Annotated in this window: 21 protein-coding genes; 10 read left to right on the forward strand and 11 right to left on the reverse strand. The window is 67.0% G+C overall.

What is annotated here, in order from left to right; translation table 11 throughout:
- The first annotated feature begins 224 nt into the window (after nt 1-224).
- Both KX816_10150 and KX816_10155 read left to right on the forward strand, forming a co-directional pair.
- Nucleotides 225-1,391, forward strand: a complete 1,167-nt coding sequence (locus KX816_10150) for an acyl-CoA dehydrogenase family protein (protein QXQ08287.1) — start codon at nt 225-227, stop codon at nt 1,389-1,391.
- Nucleotides 1,388-2,164 carry an enoyl-CoA hydratase/isomerase family protein gene (locus KX816_10155; GenBank protein ID QXQ08288.1) on the forward strand — a complete coding sequence of 259 codons (777 nt, stop codon included), beginning with the start codon at nt 1,388-1,390 and terminating at the stop codon, nt 2,162-2,164. The genes KX816_10150 and KX816_10155 overlap by 4 nt, the downstream gene beginning before the upstream one ends.
- Here KX816_10155 and KX816_10160 read toward each other — a convergent pair.
- Together KX816_10160 and KX816_10165 are read right to left on the reverse strand one after the other, a co-directional pair.
- Nucleotides 2,161-3,819, reverse strand: coding sequence for a Na+/H+ antiporter (locus KX816_10160; GenBank protein QXQ08289.1), 1,659 nt, complete (start codon nt 3,817-3,819; stop codon nt 2,161-2,163). The two genes, KX816_10155 and KX816_10160, sit on opposite strands and share 4 nt — an antisense overlap.
- Before the next feature lie 25 nt (nt 3,820-3,844).
- The gene (locus KX816_10165) at nt 3,845-4,048 is read right to left on the reverse strand and encodes a hypothetical protein (GenBank protein ID QXQ08502.1); all 204 of its coding nucleotides are present in this window, start codon (nt 4,046-4,048) and stop codon (nt 3,845-3,847) included.
- 63 nt (nt 4,049-4,111) lie between these two features.
- On the opposite strand from KX816_10165, the gene KX816_10170 reads away from it, so the two are divergent.
- Complete coding sequence (locus KX816_10170; protein QXQ08503.1) at nt 4,112-4,789, forward strand: peptidylprolyl isomerase; 678 nt, start codon at nt 4,112-4,114, stop codon at nt 4,787-4,789.
- A gap of 120 nt (nt 4,790-4,909) precedes the next feature.
- Here the strand turns inward: KX816_10170 and KX816_10175 are convergent, their stop codons facing one another.
- The 3 genes from KX816_10175 to KX816_10185 all read right to left on the reverse strand — a co-directional run bounded on the left by KX816_10175 (nt 4,910) and on the right by KX816_10185 (nt 8,440).
- On the reverse strand, nt 4,910-5,638 hold the full coding sequence (locus tag KX816_10175) for a PEPxxWA-CTERM sorting domain-containing protein (GenBank protein ID QXQ08504.1): 729 nt from the start codon (nt 5,636-5,638) through the stop codon (nt 4,910-4,912).
- A 196-nt stretch (nt 5,639-5,834) separates the two neighbouring features.
- Entirely contained in the window at nt 5,835-6,980 is a 1,146-nt protein-coding gene (locus KX816_10180; protein QXQ08290.1) for an acyltransferase, read from the reverse strand.
- Nucleotides 6,977-8,440, reverse strand: coding sequence for an undecaprenyl-phosphate glucose phosphotransferase (locus KX816_10185; protein QXQ08291.1), 1,464 nt, complete (start codon nt 8,438-8,440; stop codon nt 6,977-6,979). Before KX816_10185 ends, KX816_10180 begins: the two co-directional genes overlap by 4 nt.
- A gap of 170 nt (nt 8,441-8,610) precedes the next feature.
- Here KX816_10185 and KX816_10190 point away from each other — a divergent pair, with 170 nt between their 5' ends.
- The gene (locus KX816_10190; GenBank protein QXQ08292.1) at nt 8,611-8,877 is read left to right on the forward strand and encodes a hypothetical protein; all 267 of its coding nucleotides are present in this window, start codon (nt 8,611-8,613) and stop codon (nt 8,875-8,877) included.
- A gap of 69 nt (nt 8,878-8,946) precedes the next feature.
- Here KX816_10190 and KX816_10195 read toward each other — a convergent pair whose 3' ends face one another.
- From KX816_10195 to KX816_10220, 6 genes are all read right to left on the reverse strand, one after another.
- Nucleotides 8,947-9,645 (reverse strand): EpsI family protein, encoded by a 699-nt coding sequence (locus tag KX816_10195; protein ID QXQ08293.1) that lies wholly within the window; start codon nt 9,643-9,645, stop codon nt 8,947-8,949.
- A complete protein-coding gene (gene xrtV, locus KX816_10200) occupies nt 9,642-10,556 on the reverse strand; it encodes an exosortase V (protein ID QXQ08294.1) in 915 nt (304 codons plus the stop codon). Before xrtV ends, KX816_10195 begins: the two co-directional genes overlap by 4 nt.
- Before the next feature lie 2 nt (nt 10,557-10,558).
- On the reverse strand, nt 10,559-11,425 hold the full coding sequence (locus KX816_10205) for a P-loop NTPase (GenBank protein ID QXQ08295.1): 867 nt from the start codon (nt 11,423-11,425) through the stop codon (nt 10,559-10,561).
- A 30-nt stretch (nt 11,426-11,455) separates the two neighbouring features.
- Entirely contained in the window at nt 11,456-12,850 is a 1,395-nt protein-coding gene (locus KX816_10210; protein QXQ08296.1) for an exopolysaccharide biosynthesis protein EpsF, read from the reverse strand.
- Nucleotides 12,851-12,953: 103 nt separating this feature from the next.
- Nucleotides 12,954-13,820, reverse strand: coding sequence for a polysaccharide export protein (locus KX816_10215; protein QXQ08297.1), 867 nt, complete (start codon nt 13,818-13,820; stop codon nt 12,954-12,956).
- On the reverse strand, nt 13,820-15,178 hold the full coding sequence (locus KX816_10220) for an outer membrane beta-barrel protein (protein ID QXQ08298.1): 1,359 nt from the start codon (nt 15,176-15,178) through the stop codon (nt 13,820-13,822). The genes KX816_10215 and KX816_10220 overlap by 1 nt, the downstream gene beginning before the upstream one ends.
- A gap of 202 nt (nt 15,179-15,380) precedes the next feature.
- Between KX816_10220 and KX816_10225 the strand changes: the two genes are divergently transcribed.
- Genes KX816_10225 through KX816_10250 form a run of 6 tightly spaced genes read left to right on the forward strand, consistent with a single transcriptional unit; the run spans nt 15,381 to nt 22,184 of the window.
- Nucleotides 15,381-16,754: an AAA family ATPase gene (locus tag KX816_10225; GenBank protein ID QXQ08299.1), complete on the forward strand. Its 1,374-nt coding sequence runs from the start codon at nt 15,381-15,383 to the stop codon at nt 16,752-16,754.
- 26 nt (nt 16,755-16,780) lie between these two features.
- The gene (locus KX816_10230; protein QXQ08300.1) at nt 16,781-17,716 is read left to right on the forward strand and encodes a glycosyltransferase; all 936 of its coding nucleotides are present in this window, start codon (nt 16,781-16,783) and stop codon (nt 17,714-17,716) included.
- Entirely contained in the window at nt 17,713-18,723 is a 1,011-nt protein-coding gene (locus KX816_10235; protein QXQ08301.1) for a glycosyltransferase family 2 protein, read from the forward strand. The genes KX816_10230 and KX816_10235 overlap by 4 nt, the downstream gene beginning before the upstream one ends.
- Nucleotides 18,724-18,773: 50 nt before the next feature.
- Complete coding sequence (locus KX816_10240) at nt 18,774-19,742, forward strand: hypothetical protein (GenBank protein ID QXQ08302.1); 969 nt, start codon at nt 18,774-18,776, stop codon at nt 19,740-19,742.
- Between the two features lie 22 nt (nt 19,743-19,764).
- Nucleotides 19,765-20,934 (forward strand): polysaccharide pyruvyl transferase family protein, encoded by a 1,170-nt coding sequence (locus KX816_10245; GenBank protein ID QXQ08303.1) that lies wholly within the window; start codon nt 19,765-19,767, stop codon nt 20,932-20,934.
- On the forward strand, nt 20,931-22,184 hold the full coding sequence (locus KX816_10250; GenBank protein QXQ08304.1) for a Coenzyme F420 hydrogenase/dehydrogenase, beta subunit C-terminal domain: 1,254 nt from the start codon (nt 20,931-20,933) through the stop codon (nt 22,182-22,184). Before KX816_10245 ends, KX816_10250 begins: the two co-directional genes overlap by 4 nt.
- The last annotated feature ends 4 nt before the right edge of the window (nt 22,185-22,188 follow it).

Consider the following 22,188-nt stretch of genomic DNA (forward strand, 5'->3'; position numbering starts at 1 on the left):
GGCCTTGGTCCGAGGAAGGATGGCTCGATAAATTGAGGCGGTGCGGGCCAACTCTCGGTCAGTTGACTTCCAAACACCGTCGAATCCGTTCGACCAGCAGCTAACGAAGGTGCTACGAGGAGCTGCAATCGGTTAGTCGGGCGACCTTCGCAGCGTTGATTTTGCTGGAAAATTTGAAACCACGATCCCTCCCGTAGGGGTCAACATTTGATGCGCAGGTCCACATGAACTTCGAACTTTCTGAAGAGCACCGGATGCTCAAGGACCTGGTCGCGCGCTTCGTGACCGACGAGTTGCTGCCGCTCGAGGCCGCGACGCTGGCGCGCGAGGCGGCGGGTCAAAGTATCGAACTTCCCCCAGCCGACCTTGCCCGCGTCGACGCACGCTCGCGCGACCTTGGCCTCTGGGGCCTCGATGCACCCGAGGACGTTGGCGGCTCCGACATGCCCGCAGTCGCGATGGTCGCGGTCAACGAGGAACTGGGCCGGACGATCACGCCGTACACGATCCCACCCGACTCGCCGAACCTGCGGATGTTGGCCGCGACCGTCACCGATCGCCAGCGCGAGGCCTATCTGGCGCCCTACGCCCGCGGCGAGACGATCTCGGCGATCGGGATCTCCGAGCCCGGTGCCGGCTCGGACCCCGCCGGTATGCTGACCCGGGCCGTGCGCGACGGCGACGACTGGATCCTCAACGGCCGCAAGATCTGGATCACCCGCGCCGCGGAGGCCGACTTCACCATCGTCATCGCGGTCACCGACCGCGAGCGCGGCGCCCGTGGCGGCATGTCGGCATTCCTCGTTGACCGCGGCACGCCGGGCTTCAACGTACTCCGCCCGATCCCGATGGTCGGCGGCCACGTTACCTACGAAGTCGCGCTCGAGGATTGCCGGGTCGAAGGCTGGAAGTTGCTTGGCACGGAGGGTTCGGGCTTCGCGCCGATGCAGCTCAGGCTCGGTACGCGCCGCATGGAGATGGCGGCCTGGTCGCTCGGCATGGCACAGCGCGCGCTCGAGATGATGATCGAGTACGCGCCACAGCGCACCACCTTCGGCCAGCCATTGTCGGAGCGTGGCGGTGTCCAGAACTGGATCGCCGAGGCCGCGACCCGCATCCACGCGGCGCGCTTGATGACCTACGATTGTGCCTGGAAGCTCGACGAGGGACGCGACGTCCGGCTCGAAATCTCGATGATCAAGGCGGACGCGACCGAGATGGCGTGGACGATCGTTGACCGCGCCATGCAGCTCCACGGCGCCATGGGCATGACCCGCGAGCTGCCGCTGCATCTGATGGCATCGAAGCTGCGGACCATGCGAATCTACGACGGCCCGACCGAGATCCATCGCTGGGTGGTCGCACGCAACCTGCTGGGAACACGTAAATGAGCGATGCTGGCGCAGTGACGTGGACGATTGACGGGCACGTCGCGACGGTGTTGCTCGACCGACCGCCGCACAATCACGTCAACCTCGAGGTGATGACCGCCCTCGCCGACACGCTCGCCACCCTGGATGCCGATGAGCGCTGCCGAGCGGTCGTGCTGACGACCGCGGGCAAGGTGTTCTGCGGCGGCGCTGACCTCGCGTCGCCGGACGGGCTGCTCAGTGGCGGCGAAGCTGGGCTTGCGCCCTTCTACGGACAGGCGGCGCGACTGTTCGGCACCCGCAAGCCGATCATTGCCGCGGTCCAGGGCGCCGCTGTCGGCGCCGGACTCGGTCTCGCGCTGGTCGCCGACTTCCGCGTCGCATCACCCGAAGCGCGGTTCACCGCAAATTTCGTCAAGCTCGGCTTCCACGCCGGCTTCGGCATTACCCACACCCTGCCCCGCGCCATTGGCGTCCAGCGCGCCGGGCTGATGCTCCAGACCGGTCGTCGGATCAAAGCCGACGAGGCGCTGGCCTGGGGTCTTGTCGACGTCGTGGCGTCGGGGACCGAACTCGTCGCGGCGGCGCAGGCACTCGCCGCCGAAATCGCCGAGAATGCACCGCTCGCCGTCGAGGCGACCCGCGCCACCCTCCGTGCCGGGCTTGTCGAAGCCTTCCAAGGCCAGACGCGTCACGAGCTTGCCCAACAAGCTCGGTTGATGGCCACGACCGACTTCGCCGAGGGCGTTCGCGCCGTCACCGAGCGGCGCGTGGGCGCTTTCACGGGGCGCTAGCCGCTCTCGGTCTCAGACTCCGGGTCGGCCATCCGGTCGCCCGTGGCACTTTCCAGCGCGTGGCGGTTGCGAGCATCCTCGAGGTCGAGCTCGCGCTCGATGCGGCGGCGGGCGTCGTCGGTAATCGCATCCCTGGCATAAGCGCCGGCGACGGCGCGACGCTCGGCGTTGATCAGCCGGGCCTGGACGTTGGCATCCTCAGCGACCGGGCTGCCGTCGATGGTATCGTCGGCGGTGCCGCGGTATTCGGCGAGGCGAGTCTCGTGGCGCTGGCGCAGGCTCGCCACAGCCCCCGACGGCGCACCGAGACGCTCGCAATTGTCGAGTTCCGCGAGCACCGCCTCGACGCCGGCGATGCGAGCCTGGACCTCGCGCGCCTTGGCGTCCGCCGCTTCCTTTTCCCCGGCATTGTTGAGGCCGAGCCGGATGATCACCCACGGCAACAGCGAGCCTTGCCCGACCAGGGTGACGATGATCACGCAGAAGGTGACGAACAGGATCAGGCCGCGCTCCTGGAACGGCGCGCCGCCGACCGTCACCGGGATCGACAACGCCGCCGCCAGCGAGACGACACCGCGGATGCCGGTGAAGCCGACGACGAAGGGATACCCCCACGGCGGATGGGGTTCGCGGCGACGAATGCTCGCGAACAGGACCCGCGGCAGGTAGGTCGCGGGAAACACCCAGATGAAGCGGACCACGATGACCAGCAGGCTGATCACGACGCCGGCCTCGGCCAGTCGCACCCAGCCGCCGCCCGCCAGGCCCGCGATGACTGTGTGCGCCTGCATGCCGGTCAGCAGGAACAGGATGCCCTCGATGCCGTGGGTGGTCAGGCCCCAGACAAAATAGCCCTGGAGGCGGGTCGCCGGTGCGATCAGGCGTGGGCCGGTCCAGCTGGTGTAGAGCCCCGCTGCGACCGCCGCGAGGACGCCCGAGCCGCCGAGCGCGTGCGGCAGCCAGAAGGCGAAATAGGGCGTCAGCAGCGCCAGCATGATCTCGGCTTGCGGGTTGCGCGCCCAGCGGCGGACACGCAGCATCGCCCAGCCGATAGCAAGCCCCCAAACGAGCTCGCCGCCGACGATCATCGCGAAACTGCCAAGCGCCGCCGTGACCGAGACGCCGCCGGCGACGACCGCCGCGACCGCGAAACTGAACAGGATCAGCGCCGTCGCATCGTTGACCAGGCCCTCCCCTTCCAGAATGGTGAGCAGGCGCTCGGGCATGTTGAGGCGGCGCGCGATCGCCATCGGCGCGATCGCGTCGGGCGGCGATACGACGGCACCGAGCACCAGCCCGACGGCCCACGACATGCCGAACAGATAATGCGCGACCGCGGCGACGACGACGGCGGTGAACAGGACGCAGCCAATCGCCAGCAGCAGGATCGGCCGCAGGTTGTCACGGAAACCGCGCCAGCTCATGCCGACGCCCGCCGAATAAAGCAGTGGCGGCAGCATCAGCAGCAGCACGACGTCGGGATCGATCGACACCGTCGGCACCCCGGGGATCAGGCTGATCGCGACACCGACGATGACGAGCAGGATGGAGTGCGGCAGCCGCAGCCGTCCCGACCCCGCATCGGCAAGCGCGGTGATCGCGACGAGCGCGGCACCGATGGTCAGGCCGGGCAGGAGGTCGGGCGTGGCCGTCAAAATTCGGGTTCCGCTGCGGCTGCGGTCAGCGCGGCAGTCGGCGCGAGGCGAGCACGAGCGCTGCCCCGAACAGCGCAACCACTGCGCCACGCCAGATCCAGCCCGATTGGGCAATCATGAAGCTCGATCTTGGATATGGGAAGACACCGCTGCCCTGTGCCATGAACAGCACGCCGGACAGGATCGCGAGGACGCCGAAAATCAGCGTTGCGGTTCGGAGGAGCGGCATCATGGAATCCCGATGGACGGCGGTGGCGCAGCATGGCGGATTTCAGCTAGGCTGCCCAGCATGATGAACCGCCGCACGATAACGTCATTGTTGGCCTCGGCCGTCGCCGCGTTGGCGCTGGGAGGCGCTACGGCACAGGAGGCGACGCCGAACCCCGCATCCGCCGCCCTGCCCGCACCGCTACCTCCGTCGCCACCAACCCATGTCTATGCAACGACGCGAGTGGTGCTGCAGACCACGGTCGGCAAGATCGTCATCGCGGTCGAGACCGAGCGGGCGCCGGTCACTGCTACGAACTTCCTGCGTTACGTGACGGAAAAGCGCCTGGACGGCACCAATTTCTACCGCGCCCTCAACCTCGCGCCCGGTATCGGGCTCATTCAGGGCGGCGTGCGCGGAGATCCGAAGCGCTCGCTGAAGCCGATCGCGCATGAGCCGACCTCGAAGACCGGCATCCTGCACACCGACGGCACGATCTCGATGGCCCGGGCCGCACCTGGGACCGCCACCGGGGACTTCTTTATTCTTGCTGGCGACATCCCATCGCTGAACGCGCAGCCCGACAGCTATCCGGCGGGTAAGGATCCGGGCTTTGCCGCCTTTGGGCATGTCGTCGAGGGCATGGATGTGGTCCAGAAGATCCTGGCGGCTCCGGTGTCGCCGACGGCGGGCACCGGTGCGATGAAGGGCCAGATGATCGTTGCGCCGGTTCGCATCCTGACCGCAAAACGGCTCGGCTAGCCAGCTTCGGGTGGAGCCCCCATCGACACGAACGAAAGAGCGCGCCCCGAGGGACGCGCTCTTCGCGTGTTCGTGAATTGCCTGGCGCCGGCGGCTCTCGATTGACCGCGCCCGGCAGCCCTAGGCCGCGACGGCGCGACGAGTGCGGCGGCGGGACTGGACGCCAACAATACCGAAGCCGACGATCATCATGCCCCATACGGCGGGCTCAGGGACCGCGGCGGTCGGCGCCGGATCGGACGAGAAGCTGCCGGTGCTGAGCGCACGGAAGCTGCGCAGCGCGTGCAGCGGGTCGCCGTTCGTCGGGGTGGCCTGGACGACCGACAGGATCGACGTCAGCGACAGCGAGAAGTCGAGTGTCGATGCCGGATCGAACGTCAGGAAGTCCGAGGTGTAGACGATCGATGTCGTCGCCGAACTCGAGCCCGAGAACCCGCCGGACGAGCCGTTGCGCGAACCGAAGACCGCCGAGTTGGTGAAGACACCGTGAAGCAGGTTGGAGCCGATCGCGTAGGTTGTCGCGCCGATGGTGATCGGCGCAGTCGTCACGAAGCTGAAGCTCCCCGAGATGCCGGGCTGAATGAGGAAACCGGAGTTGAGCGTCGCGATGCTACCCGACGGAGTGGTCGCATCCAAGGTGAAGCCCGCGACAACGTTGGTCACGAACGGCGAGATCGACGGCTGCAGGAACGAGAAGCTGACGTTGCGGGTGGCGACGACCGACGTCGCATTTGCGTTGGCGACCGTGAAGAGGTGTCCACCGGTGCCGTTGACGCCGTTGGCACCGCTATTGGTCCAGCGGATGTTCGAGACCGTGCCGATTGCCTGATACTGTGCAAAGGTCACCATGACCGCCTGCGCGGGCGTTGCAGCAGCAACGATCGTCCCGACCGTAAGGGCAGCGGTGGCTAGCAACTTGAGCACGAACATTAACGTCTCCCTAAACCCGACCGGTTGAACCGGTCGCGAGCCTGTAAAGGATCCGTGAAGCCCCGAATCCTGTTTACAATTTAGAAGCAAACATCGTGCCAAGTCTGAAACGACTTTAAGCGACTGTTTTCTTTACGGAGCCGGAAGGACCGGTTTGATCGAGTGTAAAGTTATCCGACAGTTTCGGACCCGTTACGCGTGTAAATCTTGGTTTGAGCCCCAGCGCCGGCTTTTCGATGAGGTGCCAGGATGCCGCTGCAAACGGCAGGAGGATCAAGAATCCCAGCCCAATATTGGCCATCGGCGTCGTCCCGTAGCCAAGCGCCTGAGCCGCCTGCTGGGCCGGAAACGCGTAGATGTAGATACCGTAGCTATAGTCCGGCAGCCGGCGGCTGATCGCGGTCAGCCACGCCGGTGCGCGGAACGCGGCAACGCCGGTCACGTAAGCGAACGACAGCTGCAGCCCGAACAAGCCGACCGTCTCCGGCACCGGCGCGCGGACCAGGGCGAGCGCCGCCACGACCCCCGCGAGTGCCAGCGGCCACGACCAGCGCAGATCATCCCGCCACTGGTAGGCGACCACGCCCAAGGCGAAGGAGACCGCAAGGCGGCGCGGCCGGTCGAGCACCGGGACCAGATCAAGCGGGACGACCAGATGGATGAGGATCAGCACGATCAGCGCGAGGGCGACCCACCGGCGTGACCGCAGTGCGCCGACGGCGCCGAGCACGCCGAGCACGATGTAGCAGCGCACCTCCTGTGGGATCGTCCACAGCGAACCGTTGACACCCGCGACCGGAAGATTCTCGAACACGCCTGGCAGCTTGTAGTCCGACACCAACAGCGAGGCATTGCGCGCCACGTACAGCCAGGTCTGCGGATCGGTGACGAAGCGCGCGAACGGCAACGTGCCCAAAACCGCACCGAGTCCGAGGGTGGTAACCAGCAGCATCACCCACAAGCCGGGGACGAGCCGGAGCGCGCGGGCGAGGGCGAAGTCGCGCGCGCCTCGTTTAACCAGGCTGCCGGTGACCAGGAATCCGCTGAGGCTGAAGAACAGGAACACCGCGAGTCCGCTGATCGGGATGCCGATGATCGGCACGCTCGGATCGAGCCCCGCCCGGTACTGGGTCAGGTCCCAGCCGTGCGAGAACATCACCGACGTCGCGAGAAGCCAGCGCAACGCCGTGAAGGCGTTGCCATCGGCGGTCAGGTCGGCTGGCGTCAGCCGCCGGCCGAGCAGCCAGTCCGGCAAGCTCAAAATGCGTTCCGGGGCACGAGCAACGCCACGCCGGTTCGCAACATGATGTACAGGTCGAACCAGATCGACCAGTTCTCGATGTAATAGAGGTCGTGCTCGAACCGCTTGACGAGCTTGTCCTCGGTGTCGGTCTCGCCGCGCCAGCCGCAGACCTGGGCCCAGCCGGTGATGCCGGGCTTGACCTTGTGGCGCGCGGCATAGCTCAGCACGACGTCGGAGAACAGCTTGCCGCCGGCACGGGTCGAGGCCGCATGCGGGCGCGGTCCGACCAGCGACATGTTGCCCTGCAACACATTGAACAGCTGCGGCAGCTCGTCGAGGCTGAGCGCACGCATGACGCGACCGACACGCGTAACACGCGGGTCGCGGCGCCGGGCCTGCTGGATGTTCTCGACCTCCTGCCGGCCGTGGTACATCGAGCGGAATTTGTAGACGTGGAAGGGACGGTTGTTGAACCCCTCGCGCGGCTGGCGGAACAGGATCGGCCCCGGGGATTCGAGGCGGATCGCGATTGCGCAGAGCAGCATGACCGGCAGCGATACGATCAGCGCGATGGCCCCGAGCAGCCGGTCCTCGGCCGCCTTCAGCCATGCGTCCATTCCCGAGATCGGGCGCTCGAACAGCGTCATCACCGGCATCTCGCCGAGCAGCACGACCGGTCGCGAGGCGAAGGCGAAGCTCGCCAGATCGGGCGCGAGGCGGATTCGCACCGGCGTCAGTGCGAGTTGCGAGACGATCTGCTGGAGGCGGATATCGGCGGACCACGGCAGGGCGACGATGACCTGGTCGATATCGCCGGTCCGGATGCGGCTGATCAGTGCCGCGATGTTGCCGAGCACAGGCAGGCCCGATGCAACCGCCGGGACGCGGCCATCGCGGCGATCGTCATAGAAGCCGACGAGCGAGATCGTCAGCTTGTCGTGGGTCTGGATGTAATGCGCCAGTCGCGCGCCCTGCGAGCCCGCGCCGAAGATCGCGACGCGCTGATCGAAGATGCCCCGGCGCTTGAGCCGGCGGACCCACACCGTCATCATGCCGCGGGTCGCCAGCAGCGCGGTTCCGCCCGACGCGAACCAGCCGATCACCCAAGCCCGCGAAACCTGGTCCGAAGCCTTGAGCAGGAAGCCCAGGGTGAGCATGAACAGCGCCGTCGCAACCCAGCTCGAGACAACCCGCTGCCAGGCCCGGCGCAGCGAGAATTGCGCGTCGATGTCATAGCAGCCGACGGTCTCCGCGAGCACCGCGAACGACAGCGCGGCCATCGCAACGACGCGGTGATAGCCGCTGATCTGGCTGGCGGTCTGGACGTCGAGGAACCAGCCGATGGAGAGCAGGCCCGACCCGATGACGACGACGAATTCGACAATGCGCACCGTCCAGACGACGACGTCGAGCGGCAATCCCTGCCGGCCCGGGGCAGCAGCCTCGACCGCGTCGGGAGGGAAACTCAGGTCGTTCATGGAGTCGGGGCGGCCTCTGGCTGGATCAGCGATTTGCGGCGCATATGCCCGGTCAATATTGACGTTTTACTCGCCCCTGGTTGCGAATTACGATCAACCAATGGGAGTAGCTTGGTAGAGACTTTGCGGTATACGGAACTCGACGCGACAAGCAACCGGGGACGATCGCATTGCAGACTGTCTACGACTGGGCGACGATGGTGGTTTTCGCGGGGCTGGTGGTGCTTTTCCTGCAGCGCTCGCAGGGCGAGGCTCGCGACGAGTTGTGGCAGTATCTGGTCGCTGCCGTCGGCTGCGCGGGGACCAATTACATCGGCAACGAAGCGCTGCGGCTGGAGAGCAACCTTTACCACGCCGGGGCAGTTGCGCTGTTCGTGGCGACGCTGGCTTTCATCTGGGTGGTGCTCAAGCCGTTCGATGGTCTGGGCACTCAATAGCCCCTGCATCGCTTCGGCCGGCTTCGAGTATGGTCGCTCCGTCGGCACGTCGCTGATCCCGGAATCCGGCTAACCGCGCAGCATTCGGTTGCTGAGGGTGTGCCCGACCAGGACCGGACGATTCGCAGGTGCGACCGCGGCGACCAGCGCTGCCCCAAACTCGCGCAGAGCCTGGAACGTCGCGGGTTCCGCCGGCGCGACGGTCGAGAGTCGAACCAGGATGCCGTCGGGAATTATGCCCGCGAATTGCTGCTCGAGCTTGGCAACGCGCTGCTCGCTGCCGGTCGTCGGCAGGGTGTCGCCGATCCGGGTCCAGTAGACGATCGGCTCGACGCGGGTGTCGGTCGAAGCAATTAGCTCGCGAACCGGCAGTGAAGCGTGGTTGCCGAGGCCGACCGCAGCGACTTCCGATCCGGAGATCTGGAAGCCGACTGCGGCGTAGCAGGTCTCGGGCCGGTGCAGCTGGAGCGTGTCGTTCTGGGTCTGGCCGTAGGCCATCACCATCATCACCGGAAGCGACGTGCTGGACTGGTAGAGCCGCGTCAGGGTCTGGTTGTACAACCGGTCGCTGAGACTGCCCGGTGTCTTGGGAAGCACGAATTGGTCCGACGGAACCGTATCCCACTTGCCGAACCGCTTGGGCACCATGTTCGCGAGCTCCTGGCCTGGGCCGAGCAGCACGACGTGGTGGCGCGGGGTCAACGCGGCGGCACCGGCAGCCGCCACCAGCAGCCCGCCCCCGAAGACGGCATCGCGGCGAGAGATCATGTCGGAATTCCATCGCCGGGCTGTGCGAGGCGGTTTCGCACTGGGGTTAGCAGCGCATCGACGAGGAACAGCAGCAGGAGTGCCGAGGTGAAGGTCACCATGCCGGCAAACTCGTGGAGATAGCCCTGCGCGACCGCATCGCCGTAATAATAGGTCAGCAGCACCAGCGCCGCGACACGCACGCAGTTTGCCGCGATCGCGATCGGCACGACCAGCGCGAGCAGCAGCATCGAGTAGCGCCAGTTCGTGTTGCGCAGGATGTAGACGTAAAACAGTCCGATCGCCGACAAGCTTATCAGCGAGTTGAGGCCGGCACAGGCGTCCTCCACGAGGAGTTGATATTGGGCGACGAAGATCGTCACGCCGACCCGCACGACCGGGTAGCCGGCCATGCCGAGGCCGTTGGTGACCACTTGCGAAACCAGTAACTTGAGCGGCGCCGTGACCTGGTCGAGCAGCCAGCCGGGCAGCGGGATGACGAAGCCGAGGTAGAAGATCGGGAACCACATCATGCGCAGCACAGCTGCCCCAACGTAGGCGTAGGCGATGGCGAGCAAGGCAAGCATCAGCGCGGCGACCTCGATGCTGATGAAATCATAGGCGCGCCCGAAGATGTAAAGCGCTACCGCGGGCACCAGCACCGCAATCGCGAGGCCGAGGCTGCCGGGTTTTGCCAGGGCGCGGATCTGCGGCATCCGGCGGATCACCAGCCAGATCCCGGTCGCCACGACGAGCGGACCATGAACCCCCGACTCGGTCGACCACGGACCGGCGCCCAGTGCTCCCAGCGTCGGCACCAGCGTCGCGAGGAACCCAGCCAGCAACAACCAGTGCGCGCTGACTTGAGGCCAAATGCGGCTACGCGCGGGGCTCGGGGATACCGGACTTGGCGAAGGAGCGAGTGTCGCCATCTTCAGAATTCGCTCAACACCGAGCCGATGACCGCGCAGCGCGCGGCCTTGAGCTGGTCGGCGAGCGTCGCGACGTCGCTGACAAACGTGTTGTCGCGACGGGCGACGATCAGCGAGTGCCCGACCGCCGCAGCGACCGTCAGCGCATCGGCGCTGGTGTTCGCGGGCGGGGTATCGAACAGCGCGATGTCGTACTCGCGCAGCAGCATGTTCATGCCGTCGCGAAAGCGTGCACTCGACAGCAGCTCCTGCGGCCTCGCCACCGGCTGGCCAGCGGTCATCACCGACAGGTTCGGCAGCACGTTGGCGCTGACCACCCGCTCAGGCCGCGCGACCTGGAGCGACAGATAGTTCGACAGGCCGGGTGTCTGCGGGTCGATGCCGAAGATCTGGTCGATGCGCGGGCTGCGCATGTTCGCGTCCACTAGCAGCGTCTTGGTACCGATCTGCGACAGAGCAGCTGCGAGATTGGCGGCGAGAAAGCTGCACCCTGCACCCGCCACGGGCGCGATCAGCGTCAGCGCGCGGCGGCCGGGCTTGATATGTTGGGCGATGATCTGTGTCCGCAGCAGGCGGATCGCCTCTGCCTTGGCGCTGCCCGGATCGCTGAGCACGATGATCTCGTCGGAGACGGCGCTGCGGTAGTCACCCTGCAGCGCAAGGCTGTTGATGAGCTGCTCGCGCGCGCGGTCCAGTTCATCGGAACCGATGAAGCCGAGTTCGAGCGCAGCCTGGTCGAAGTCCAGGTTGCGCTCGGCCTGGTGTGCTTCGACCCGCGCGACTTCCTCGTCGGTGAGCAGGCCAAGCCGCTGCAGCGCATCGCGAATCGGTGCATCGGCGTCGGCGCGGCCGTCGTCGACGCGCGGCATTTGACTATCGCTATCCACAGGTTCTTTGCCTTATTGCGCCGGTAGCAGGGCGTCGTTGTTGCGCCGGCGGGTCAGGCGCTTGCGCACCCAGTCGCGGAACGGCGAGCGTGCAGCATCGGCGATGATCGCCAGGACCGGCACCTTCGCCGCGGCGATCAGGTCCTCGCTGCCGCGAACCCGTCGACCGAGCAATTCGACCCCGATCGCCGCGATCAGCCCGAGCGCCAAGCCACCGAATGCGGACAGCAATGCGATCATCGGAATGTTCGGGAACGACGGCGAACCGCTGGAGACCGCCGCGCCGAGCGGCACCAGGCCAGTCTCGTCGACGTCGGCCTCGAGCTTGAGGTCAGCGGTGCGGGCGGCGGCTCGCTCGTACTGTGAGCGGCGCAGGTCGACCTCGCGCTGCAGGGCGCCGAGCTTGTCGAGCTTGTCCTTCGACGACAAGACCTTGGCCTTCTGGGCGTTATACTCGCTCTCGAGTTCGGCGACGTTGCGACGCGACGCCGACTGGGCACTGCCGCCGGTCGCCCGCGACACCGCGGTCTCCTTGGCGAGCTGGCGCTGGAGCAAGGTCCGCCGCTGCAGCAGGGCCTGATAGTTCGGGTTGGCCGAACCGAGGCGCTCTCCCGCCAACTGGATCTGCTCGTCGGCGGCAGCAAGCTGCATCTTCAAGCTTTCGACCATGCCCGAATTGCCCATCGTCTGGGCAAGCTGGAAGTCCTGCTGGCCGGCAGAGCTTCGCGCCGACAGCAGCGCCGACTGCAGGCCCTGCAGCTTGGCGGTCTCGGCATCGACGCCGCCCGCACCCATGACGAGGCCGTTGGCGCGCTCGAAGTTCGACTTGGTGGTTTCGGCGGCGACCAGCGATACCTGGGCCTTCTCGGCCTGCTGGCGATACCAGTCGGCGGTGCGGCCGGCGGAGTCGGTCCGGAAGCGCAGGCTGGCGTCGATAAAAGCGTCGCGGATCGCGCTGACGGTGTTCTTGGCGACCATCGGATTGGCAGCTTCGTAGGTGATCTCGAGAATGTTGCTGTTCTCGACGAGCTTGGCATCGGTGTGGTCGATGACCTTCTGCGCAAAATAGCGCCGGATATCAGTCGAACCGTCGGACTTGGCGTTGAACTCGGCGATCGCTTCCGGTCGGGTGGCGATGCCGAGCTTGTCGACGACCTCACCAGCGACGCGGTAGTCCTTGATCAGCTCAGTCTGGGTCTTCGTGTAGCCGCGCACGAACTGGGTCGCGATGACGGCACCGCTGACCGGATCGGGCTTGATCACGTCCATCATGACGCGCGCAGCACCGGGGTAGCGCTCGGGCAGGCGCGACGCGACTGCCATCGCGATGACGGTCACGCTGAGGAAGCAGCCCAGGATGATCCACCGCCGGGCGATGAGAATGCGCAGGAACTGAATCAAACTCATGAAATCTTGGCTCCGCTCGCCCACTGCAACGGGCGCCGACTTCTGCTTGCCCGCGCATACACGGTGAAACGACCGCCGTCATCAGCGCTATACGTGCGGTGCCTCAGAACAGACGCTCCTTGATCACCAGGATGTCGCCCTTTTGAACGAGGGCATCGAGCGGGATCGTCGCCTTCTTGTCGGTGGAGCCGGCGCGGAACAGGCCGATCTTCTTGCCGTTCCCGGTCGCGGTGACACCGCCTGCCATCGCCAGCGCCTGCCGGACGGTGAGCCCGGGCAGCACGGGCATCGTGCCGGGCTTGGCGATCTGGCCGGTGATGAAGAAGGTGTCGGCGTCGGGAACGTATAGCGTGTCCCCCGGCAGCAGGATCGGGTCTTGGTCGGCGGCACCGCGGACCAGCGCCTCGGTCTCGAGGCGGATCTCCTTGTTGTCGGCGCGGCGCAGGAAGACGTAGTTCGCACCTTGGTCCTTGACCCAGCCGGCCTTCAACAGGACTTCGAGGGCGTGATAGGTTCGGTCGAGCGGATAAACACCCGGCTGGCCGACCTTGCCGGCGACGTTGACGGTCTTGCTGGCGAATGCACCGACCTCGACGTTGACGACGGGAGACTTGAAGTAGTTGCCGGCCACCAACTTCTTGGTGATGAGGTCGGCAAGGCTGACCACGGTCTGGCCCGCCGCCTGGACGTTGCCGATGAGCGGCATAACGATCGTGCCATCGGGCTTGATGCGGGTCTGCACACCGGCATCCGACTGGCCGTAGACGGTCACCGAAATCGTATCGTCCGCGCCGAGCACATAGGCGCGGTCGGTCGTGGTCGTGGCTGCCGTGGCAGTCGCCGACGCGGCCGCGGGCTTGGCAGTCCCGGTCGTGGTCTGGGCCGCGGCCGGCAGAGTCAGCAGGGTTGCCGCCAACCCGGCCATCAGCATGGCAATCAACCAGCGCGCCATCACGTTGAGCAAGCGCATCAGCCTCTCCCGAACTTGACCCGGAGCGTCACCGACCCCGAGGTACTGCTGAAATTATAAAGCGACGGATTCGAACTGCGGTTCTCGTGTCCGACCTCGAAGTCGATGCCGTAGAGCGGGCGCGGCTGGAACGACGCCTGGGCGAACACGCGCTTCGTCGAGTCGCGCTTGCGGGCGAATGGCTCCTCGACGGTGGCGAAACCACCTTTGTACTGCCGGCGATCGTAGTTGGCGCCGATGCTCGTCGTGATCGCCGCGCCGATCCGGTAGTTGATGATCAGGCCGAGGTCGTCGTGAATATCCAGCCGGGCCGCGACGTTGGGCGACGAGGTGATGTTGCGACCGCCACTGAGCTGCGCGCTCAGTCGTCCACCGGGGTGATAGTCGACCGCGAGATTGTAGCTTGGGCCGCTGTATCCGGCGCGGGGCGACAGGATGGTGACGATGTTGCCGCTGTCGTCCTGGACGAGGTTCAGGACATTATCGGGCTTCGGCTTGACCTTTACGTACGATCCCGAGGCGTTGAGACTCAACCGCGAGCCGACAGCGCGCGAATAGCCGATGCGCGCCGAATACAGGTTGAGCTTGTCGGTCGTCTGCATGACGCCACCGTTCCCATCGGGCGTGAACAGGCTCCGCCTCGGATAGTTGAAGCGCGACACCGCGACACCGGCCGAGAAGGTTCCGATGGCCGGGGCGCCGAAGTTCAGGTGAGCGTCGAGATTCGTCTCGCGCGCATCCTGCACCCGGCGGTCGGGATTCTGGTTGTTGGTCACCGACCGGTTGGCGCTGCCGCCGAAGCCGATGCCCGAAGACGGCGCGCAGTCCGCCACCGCGCCGTAGTCGATGATCTCCTGGGTATTGTCCCGGCTGACCGAGCTTTCCGACAGCAGCGACTGGCGCCGCTTGTATTCGCCGGTGATGCTGCCGGTGCAGGCGCGTCCGGCCCGCAGAATCGCGCCGCCGCCGACCGAGTAGCGGTTGCGGTCGAGCTTCGAGTTCTTGGCGTAGATGTCGCGGCCAAGCGACGCGCCGATGAACAGCTGCTGGCGTCCAACGGGCTGGCCGGCCGCTACCTCGACGGACGGCGTGAAGCGGAAATCCGCCTTCGACCGGCCCGGCTCAGGGGTAAATCCGTTGCCGAGGCGCAGGATGTTGCTGTCGTAATAGCTGCGCAACGACGCGCCGATCCGGAACCCCTGCCCGTCGATCGGGGACACCGAGGTCGAGGTCCGGGCGGGACGATCGTCGGACGACGAACTCTGCGCGGCGGTGCCGGTCGGCACGACCGTTGCCAGCAGAAACAGCGTCGTTGCCGCGCCGCCGACCCTAGTCCATTTGACGATTAGCAAGCCCATGCCCCTGTTGTGTCGTCGCGTCTTCGTCTCGTCTCGTCGCGAGCACTGCAGCGCGCTTCATGACGATCGGCGTTAGCATGGCGGGGCGCGGCGCGGCAACCATCGGAGGTTGGGCAGTCATCGTTCGTGCAGCTTTGGTGTGGTATTTACGTATCATTCCAGACTATCAGCGCGGGAGAACTGCCGACATGAAAGAGTTACGATGATCTGGAAGCGCTGGTCGCGCGGTGGCCGCACCGAGGACGACACGGCCGATGCGCCCCGCGGCACGCCGTTTGCCGCTATCGACCCGAAGCTGCGCCAGCGTCCCGCGTTTCTCGATGCACTGTGGCGGGAACCGGCCAACCAGCGTCCGACCGCCGAGCTGCCGCGCTTTGCCGCGACCGCGTCCGACGACATCGAGTCCAGCGGCGAGCCGGTGCTGGCCCGCCGGCGCCTGGCGCTCCGCGATGCGCTTGGTGCCTCGCAGCCGGTCGTCGCTCGCGAGCGCTTTGCCGGGCGCCACGATGCACTCGCGCAACTGATTGCCGCCATCGAGCAACAGCGCGTCCACGTCGTCGTCTACGGTGAGCGCGGTATCGGCAAGACCAGCCTAGTCCACGTCTTCGCGGACACGGCACGCGAGGCCCGCTACCTGGTGGTCTATGGCAGTTGCGGGACCGAGGCGCGCTTCGACACGATGTTCCGCGCCTTCGCCTCCAAGATTCCGATGCTGTACCACCGCGCCGTGCTGCCGACCTCGGTCGACAACGATGCGGCGGCGACCTTCGACAGCCTGCTGCCAGCCAACGAGTTTGGTCCGCGCGAGGTCAGCGATCTTTTCGCGGACGTCGTCGGCACCCGTGTCGTGCTGATCCTCGACGAGTACGATCGCGTTCTCGACCCGGGCTTTCGCCGCGACGTCGCCGAGCTCATCAAGAACCTCTCCGACCGCGCCGCGCGGGTCCAGCTGGTGCTCACCGGCGTCGCCCAGAACCTCGACGAATTGGTCGGCTACGCGCCGTCGATTCGACGCAACATCATCGGACTGCCGATGCGCCCGCTAACCTCGGGCGAAGTGCGCTCGGTACTGGCCTTGGGCGAGGAAGCGGCTGAGCTGTCGTACGACAACGACGCCGTCGACATGATCTCAACGATGGCGGGCGGCTCGCCCTACCTCGTCCGCCTGCTCGGCCACCGCGCCGGCATGGTCGCACTCGAATCCGGCAAGTCGACCGTCGACGGTGTCCACGGCCGGGCCGCGGTCGAGCGCGTCCTGACCGACTGGAACGCCTCGCTACCGCGCCGCATCCAGACCATTTTGGCGCGCGACGATGCGCGGGCGCAGTGGCCGCTGCTGGTCGGCGCAGCGCGCGCCGGCAGTACCGCGGACGGCTGGTTCAGTGTCGACGACGTTCACACGGAACTCGCGGGCGCCCTGCCCCACTCGGCGATCGAGCGCGACCTTCGGCACTTTGCGCACGCCCACGAACTGCTCGAGGTCGAGGATGGGACCGAGACGCGCTTCCGCTACCGGTATCCAGGCGTCTCGTCGCTGCTGCTGATGTCGGCCGCGATGGCTAAGCTCGCCGCCTGAACCGCATCAGGGGGGTTGATCGGGTCATGGCCGACGGGCCGGTGAAGGACGAGCGCGGCGGCCCCCGGGTTGCCGTGATCATTCCTCACCTCAACCAGCCCGAGGCGCTGGCGCGCTGCCTCGCGTCGGTCATGGGCCAGCAGCTCGACCACGGCTGGTTCGAGGTCGTCGTCGTCGACAACGGCTCCCGCACGCTGCCCCATGAGGTACTGGCTACCTATCCGGACGTGCGCCTGCTCGTCGAGCCAACACCCCGGCCGGGCCCGGCACGCAACACCGGGGTCGCTGCCACCACCGCCCCGCTGCTCGCCTTCATCGATGCCGACTGCCGCGCCGAGGCCGGGTGGCTGCAGGCTGCGGTGGATGCGGTCGAGCCCGATCCAGAACAAAGTGTCGTCGGCGGCGATGTCCGCATCGACTTCGGCGACATTCGGAACCTATCGCCAGCAGAGGCTTACGAGGCAGTCTTCGCGTATCGCCAGAAGATGTACATTCGGAAACTGCGGTTTTCGGGCACCGGCAATCTTGCGATGGGGCGCTCGGTGCACGCGCGGGTCGGGCCGTTCGGCGGCATCGGCATCGCGGAGGATCGCGACTGGGGCCAGCGCGCCTGCGCCCTCGGTTTGCCCGCCCGCTATGTTGACGCGATGCGGATCTACCATCCGGCCCGACCCGATTTCGACAGCCTGGCGACGAAGTGGCGGCGACAGGTCGCGCACGATCTCGCCGAGCACCGCGGCCACGGCCGGCCGATGTGGAAATGGTACGCCCGCGCCGGTGCCGTCGCTGCATCGATCCCGGTAAGCGGCGCTCAACTGCTGGTCTCGGAACGGCTGAGCGGGCTATCGAACCGTTTCCGTGGCCTCGGCATGCTCGCGCGCACGCGCCTGTTCCGCACCGCCGAGATGATCCGCGCCGTCTCGGGCCCGTCGCAGGCCGACGGCTGGAACCGTGGCGCATGAAAGCTGCACGGCTGGGCATCGTCCTGGTCAACTGGAACCGCTGGGCCGACACCATCGAGTGCCTTGAATCGCTGCGCCGGGCGTCAGGGGACTTCCGGGTCGTCGTCGTCGACAACGCGTCGGCGGATGGCTCGGCGGACCGCATCGAAGCGTGGGCACGGGGTGAGCAAATGGCCGAGGCGGCAGAACCCGAGATGGCCAGGTTCAGCCAGCCGGCATGCGCCAAGCCCGTTCCTTGCCGTCGCCTGACGGTTCCCGACCCGTCGAACGCCGGCGATGAATGGCTGACCCTGATCGACTCGGGTAGCAACCTGGGATTCGCCGGCGGCAACAACGTCGGCCTGAGGCACCTGTTCGCCGACCCGAACATCGGGCCGTTCTGGCTGCTCAACAACGACACCGTCGTCGAGCCCGCGGCTCCGGTCGCGCTGTTCGACTACCTGTCCGGTGCGCCGAAGATTGGTATCTGCGGCACGATCGTGCGCTTTTATCACCGTCCGGAGACGGTCCAGGCGCTCAACGGCAGCCGCTTCAACCGCTGGACCGGGACCTCGTCCGGGATCGGCGCCGGGACAGCGGCGAAAGCCTCCTTCGACGCCGCAGACGTCGCGCGCGACACCGACTTCGTCCTCGGGGCCTCGCTCGCTGTCTCGCGTGCGTTCCTCGAGACGGTCGGGCTGATGGAGGAAAGCTATTTCCTCTACTTCGAGGAGATGGACTGGTCGTGGCGCAACCGGGGGCGTTTCGCTACGGGTTTCGCCGACCGCGCCGTCATATACCACAAGGAGGGCGGCTCGATCGGCTCGTCGAGCGATAAGGGCGGCCGCAGCCTGTTGTCGGAATATTACCTGATGCGCTCCAAGCTCAAACTGGTGGCGCGGCATCGGCCGTGGCTGCTGCCCGTCCACTGGGGCGTCGCGGCGGCGCAGATCGCGTTGCGCGTGGCGCGTGGGCAACCTGACAAGGCGGTAGTGATGACGCGCGCGTTGTTCGGGCTTAGAGGTTGACGCGGGCGCGCGGCCACGGTCTATCCGCGCCAATAACGAGGGAGAGTTCTATGTCGATGAAACGGCCGGGGGCGGCGACGAAACGAGTGGGGCTGATCGGCAGCGTTGCGCTGCTGGCCCTGCTGGGCGCGTGCAACGACAAGAACAAGGCTCCGACCGGACAGGTCGTGGCAACCGTCGACGGCGAGGACATCACCGTTCACGAACTCAACGGCGAGCTCCAGCAGCTGCGCGTGCCACCCGACGCACCGAAGAAGCAGGTCGAGCAGTTCGCGCTGCAGCGGGTCGTCGAGCGCAAGATGCTCGCCGACGTCGCCCGCAAGCGCGGTCTCGACAAGAATCCGCAGTTCCTGCTGGCGCAGCGGCGCGTCGACGAGGGCCTCCTCGTCCAGGCACTGCAGAGCGACATCGCCAAGGCCGTGCCCCGCACGACCCGCGAGGCGGCGCAGAAGTTCATCGAACAGAACCCGCAGCTGTTCGCCGAGCGCAAGATCTATACGCTCGACCAGATCCAGTTCCTGAGGCCCGCCAACCTCGCGTCGCTGCCGCTCGCACCGGCGAAGACGCTGGGCGATGTCGCCACGGTGCTGACCAACGCCAAGATCGAGTTCCGTCGCGCCAACGTGCAGTACGATGCGCTGACGGTGAACCCGCAGCTGACCGGCGAGATCGGCAAGATTCTCGCCCGCAACCCGGACGAGGTCTTCGTTTTCGCCGACCAGCCGCAGGGCGCGCCGGCCCCGGTGATGTACGCCAACCATGTCGTCGGTTCGCGCACCGAGCCGTTCATCGGCGAGAAGGCGATCGCCTTCGCCCAGCAGGTGCTCCAGCGCCTCGAGGTCCAGAAGGCCCTGCAGACAAGCCTCAAGAAGTTCACCGACGACGCCAAGGCCAACATCAAGTACGCCGCCGGTTACTCCGCGCCGCCGCCGCCACCCAAGCCGGGCGCGACCCCGGCGCCGGCAGCCACCGGCAGCGCTCCAACCACGGCCGCGCCGGCAGCCCCGCCGCCGACCTGATCCCGCGGCGGGAGCGGCATTCATGACACGGCGGATTCGCGTCGGGCTGCTGTGGCATTCGGCGCGCTCGGGTAACCTTGGCGTCGGCGCGCTGACGATCGGCAATATAGCCCTCGCCACGAAGGCGGCGGCGCGCGTCGGCCTGCTTCCCGAGTTCATGATCTTCGGGACCCGCGAAGTCGGCGCGCTCTACGTCACCGACCCCGATGTCGGCGCACGCACGATCACCGGCCGCTACATGACCTCGCTCAAGGGGTTCTGGCGCGACCTCGGCGAGATCGACGTAATGCTCGACATCGGGGCCGGCGACAGTTTTACCGACATCTATCCGGACAAGCGCTTCGCCTACATGTGGGGCAGCAAGCTGTTGACGATCCTGCGCCGGCGGACGCTGATCCTGTCGCCGCAGACCATCGGGCCGTTCTCGCGCCAGCCGCACAGCGCGGTAGCGGCGTGGGCCTGCCGCCATGCCGAGGCAGTGTTCGCGCGCGATCCACTGTCGATGGCGGCGATGGCCAGGCTCGCCCCGACTGCACGGACCATCGAGGTCGTCGACGTCGCCTTCGCCCTGCCCTTCGACCCCGCCCCGCGCGGCACCAGCGGCAAGCTCCGCGTTGGCCTAAACGTCTCCGGGCTGCTGTTCAACGGCGGTCACACCGGCAACAACGAGTTCGGCATCGAGGTCGACTACACGGCGCTGACCCACGCGCTCCTGAAGGCCTTCACGGCTCGCCCCGACGTCCAGATCGAGCTGATCAGCCACGTCTATTCGAAGACCCTGTCCCACGAGGACGACGGCCGCGTCGCCGACCGCCTCGCGGCCGAATACCCGGGCGTCGTCCGCGTCCCCGACTTCGCGGGGCCGAGCGAGGCCAAATCGTACATCTCAGGCCTCGACTTCCTCGTCGGCGGCCGCATGCACGCCACCATCGCGGCCTATTCGAGCGGCGTGCCGGTCGTGCCGATCTCGTACAGCCGCAAGTTCGAGGGCCTGTTCGGCGGCCTGGGCTATCCTTGGCTGGTACCCGTGCGCGGCCACAGCACCGAGGAAGCCGTGGCCTTCGTCCTCGACGCCTTCGAGCGCCGCGCCGAACTCGCCGCCGACATCGAGAGCGGCAAGCCGATCGTCGAGGCCGGGCTGGAGCGCTACGTCGCCGAGCTCGCGACCAGCTTCGCCGCAGCGATCCGGTGAGCGCGGCCTACGCCTCCCCGACGCTCGAGCGTGTCGTGCGCGGCCGGCTGTGCTCGGGGTGCGGCCTGTGCGCCTCGCTCGGCGACGCGGCGGTCACCATGACGATGCGCCCACCCGGCTTTGCCCGGCCAGTGCAGTCGGCACCGCTCACCCCCGACGCCGAGCGCCGCATCGCCCTCGCCTGTCCCGGATCGGTCGTCGCGCCGTGGCGGACCGACATGGCCGTCGATCCATTGTGGGGCCCATATCTCGCCGTCCACACCGGCAATGCCACCGATCCGGAAGTGCGCCACGCCGGATCGTCGGGCGGTGTCCTGTCGGCGCTGGCAATCCACGCGCTGGATACCGGCATCGCCGACCGCGTCGTCCACGTCGCGATGGACGAAGCCGCCCCGACCCTCAACCGCCTGCAGCGCAGCCTCACGCCGGCCCAGGTCATCGAGGCCGCCGGTTCACGCTATGCCCCGGCCTCGCCGCTCGCCAGCATCGTCGCCGAGGTCGAGCGCGGCGGGCGCTTCGTGTTCATCGGCAAGCCCTGCGACGTCGGCGCGCTCCGCCAGCTGGCAAAGCTCGATCCTCGCATTGACGCCGCGGTGCCGCTGATGCTGTCGTTCTTCTGCGCCGGCACCCCGAGCCAGGCCGGCACCGACCGGGTCCTCGCCCATCTCGGTGCCGACAAGACCCGGTTGACGAGCTTCCGCTATCGTGGCGACGGCTGGCCGGGCTATGCCACCGCGACCGAGACCGATGGACGGATGACGCGCATGAGTTACGCCGCAAGCTGGGGCGACATCCTGTCGAAGGAAGTCCAATTCCGCTGCAAGATCTGCCCCGACGCAGTCGGCGGCGTCGCCGATATCGCCTGCGCCGACGCGTGGTACGGCGACGCCTCGGGCTATCCGAGCTTCGACGAAGCGGAGGGACGGAGCCTGGTGATGGTGCGATCCGACGCCGGGGCTGCGCTCCTCGCGGCAGCGACGATTGCAGGCTCGATCCTGACGCAGCCTCTGGCGATCGGCGAGATCATCAAGATGCAGCCGCATCAGGCGCGCCGGAAGCGCCTCGTCGCCTCGCGGCTGGCGGCGGCAACCGCGACCTTCCAGCCGCGGCCGGTGGTCACCGGCCTTGCGGTCGGTACCGCGGCGCGCCAGGCGAGGCCCGCCGAACAGTTGAAGTCGTTTCTCGGCGCGGCACGGCGTATCGTCAGGCAATTGGCGGCGGACCGTACCGTTGCCGAGGCGAGCAATTGAGGAG

This window comes from Sphingosinicellaceae bacterium, from assembly GCA_019285715.1.
GTDB lineage: Bacteria > Pseudomonadota > Alphaproteobacteria > Sphingomonadales > Sphingomonadaceae > Glacieibacterium.

Coding starts and splice junctions, on each gene's coding strand:
- KX816_10170 (QXQ08503.1), top strand. CDS start 4,112: ATGAACCGCCGCACGATAACGTCATTGTTGGCCTCGGCCGTCGCCGCG.
- KX816_10230 (QXQ08300.1), top strand. CDS start 16,781: ATGGCCGACGGGCCGGTGAAGGACGAGCGCGGCGGCCCCCGGGTTGCC.
- KX816_10215 (QXQ08297.1), bottom strand. CDS start 13,820: ATGCGCTTGCTCAACGTGATGGCGCGCTGGTTGATTGCCATGCTGATG.
- KX816_10235 (QXQ08301.1), top strand. CDS start 17,713: ATGAAAGCTGCACGGCTGGGCATCGTCCTGGTCAACTGGAACCGCTGG.
- KX816_10165 (QXQ08502.1), bottom strand. CDS start 4,048: ATGCCGCTCCTCCGAACCGCAACGCTGATTTTCGGCGTCCTCGCGATC.
- KX816_10225 (QXQ08299.1), top strand. CDS start 15,381: ATGATCTGGAAGCGCTGGTCGCGCGGTGGCCGCACCGAGGACGACACG.
- KX816_10155 (QXQ08288.1), top strand. CDS start 1,388: ATGAGCGATGCTGGCGCAGTGACGTGGACGATTGACGGGCACGTCGCG.
- KX816_10205 (QXQ08295.1), bottom strand. CDS start 11,425: ATGCCGCGCGTCGACGACGGCCGCGCCGACGCCGATGCACCGATTCGC.
- KX816_10240 (QXQ08302.1), top strand. CDS start 18,774: ATGTCGATGAAACGGCCGGGGGCGGCGACGAAACGAGTGGGGCTGATC.
- xrtV (QXQ08294.1), bottom strand. CDS start 10,556: ATGGCGACACTCGCTCCTTCGCCAAGTCCGGTATCCCCGAGCCCCGCG.
- KX816_10220 (QXQ08298.1), bottom strand. CDS start 15,178: ATGGGCTTGCTAATCGTCAAATGGACTAGGGTCGGCGGCGCGGCAACG.
- KX816_10150 (QXQ08287.1), top strand. CDS start 225: ATGAACTTCGAACTTTCTGAAGAGCACCGGATGCTCAAGGACCTGGTC.
- KX816_10195 (QXQ08293.1), bottom strand. CDS start 9,645: ATGATCTCTCGCCGCGATGCCGTCTTCGGGGGCGGGCTGCTGGTGGCG.
- KX816_10175 (QXQ08504.1), bottom strand. CDS start 5,638: ATGGTGACCTTTGCACAGTATCAGGCAATCGGCACGGTCTCGAACATC.
- KX816_10245 (QXQ08303.1), top strand. CDS start 19,765: ATGACACGGCGGATTCGCGTCGGGCTGCTGTGGCATTCGGCGCGCTCG.
- KX816_10210 (QXQ08296.1), bottom strand. CDS start 12,850: ATGAGTTTGATTCAGTTCCTGCGCATTCTCATCGCCCGGCGGTGGATC.
- KX816_10185 (QXQ08291.1), bottom strand. CDS start 8,440: ATGAACGACCTGAGTTTCCCTCCCGACGCGGTCGAGGCTGCTGCCCCG.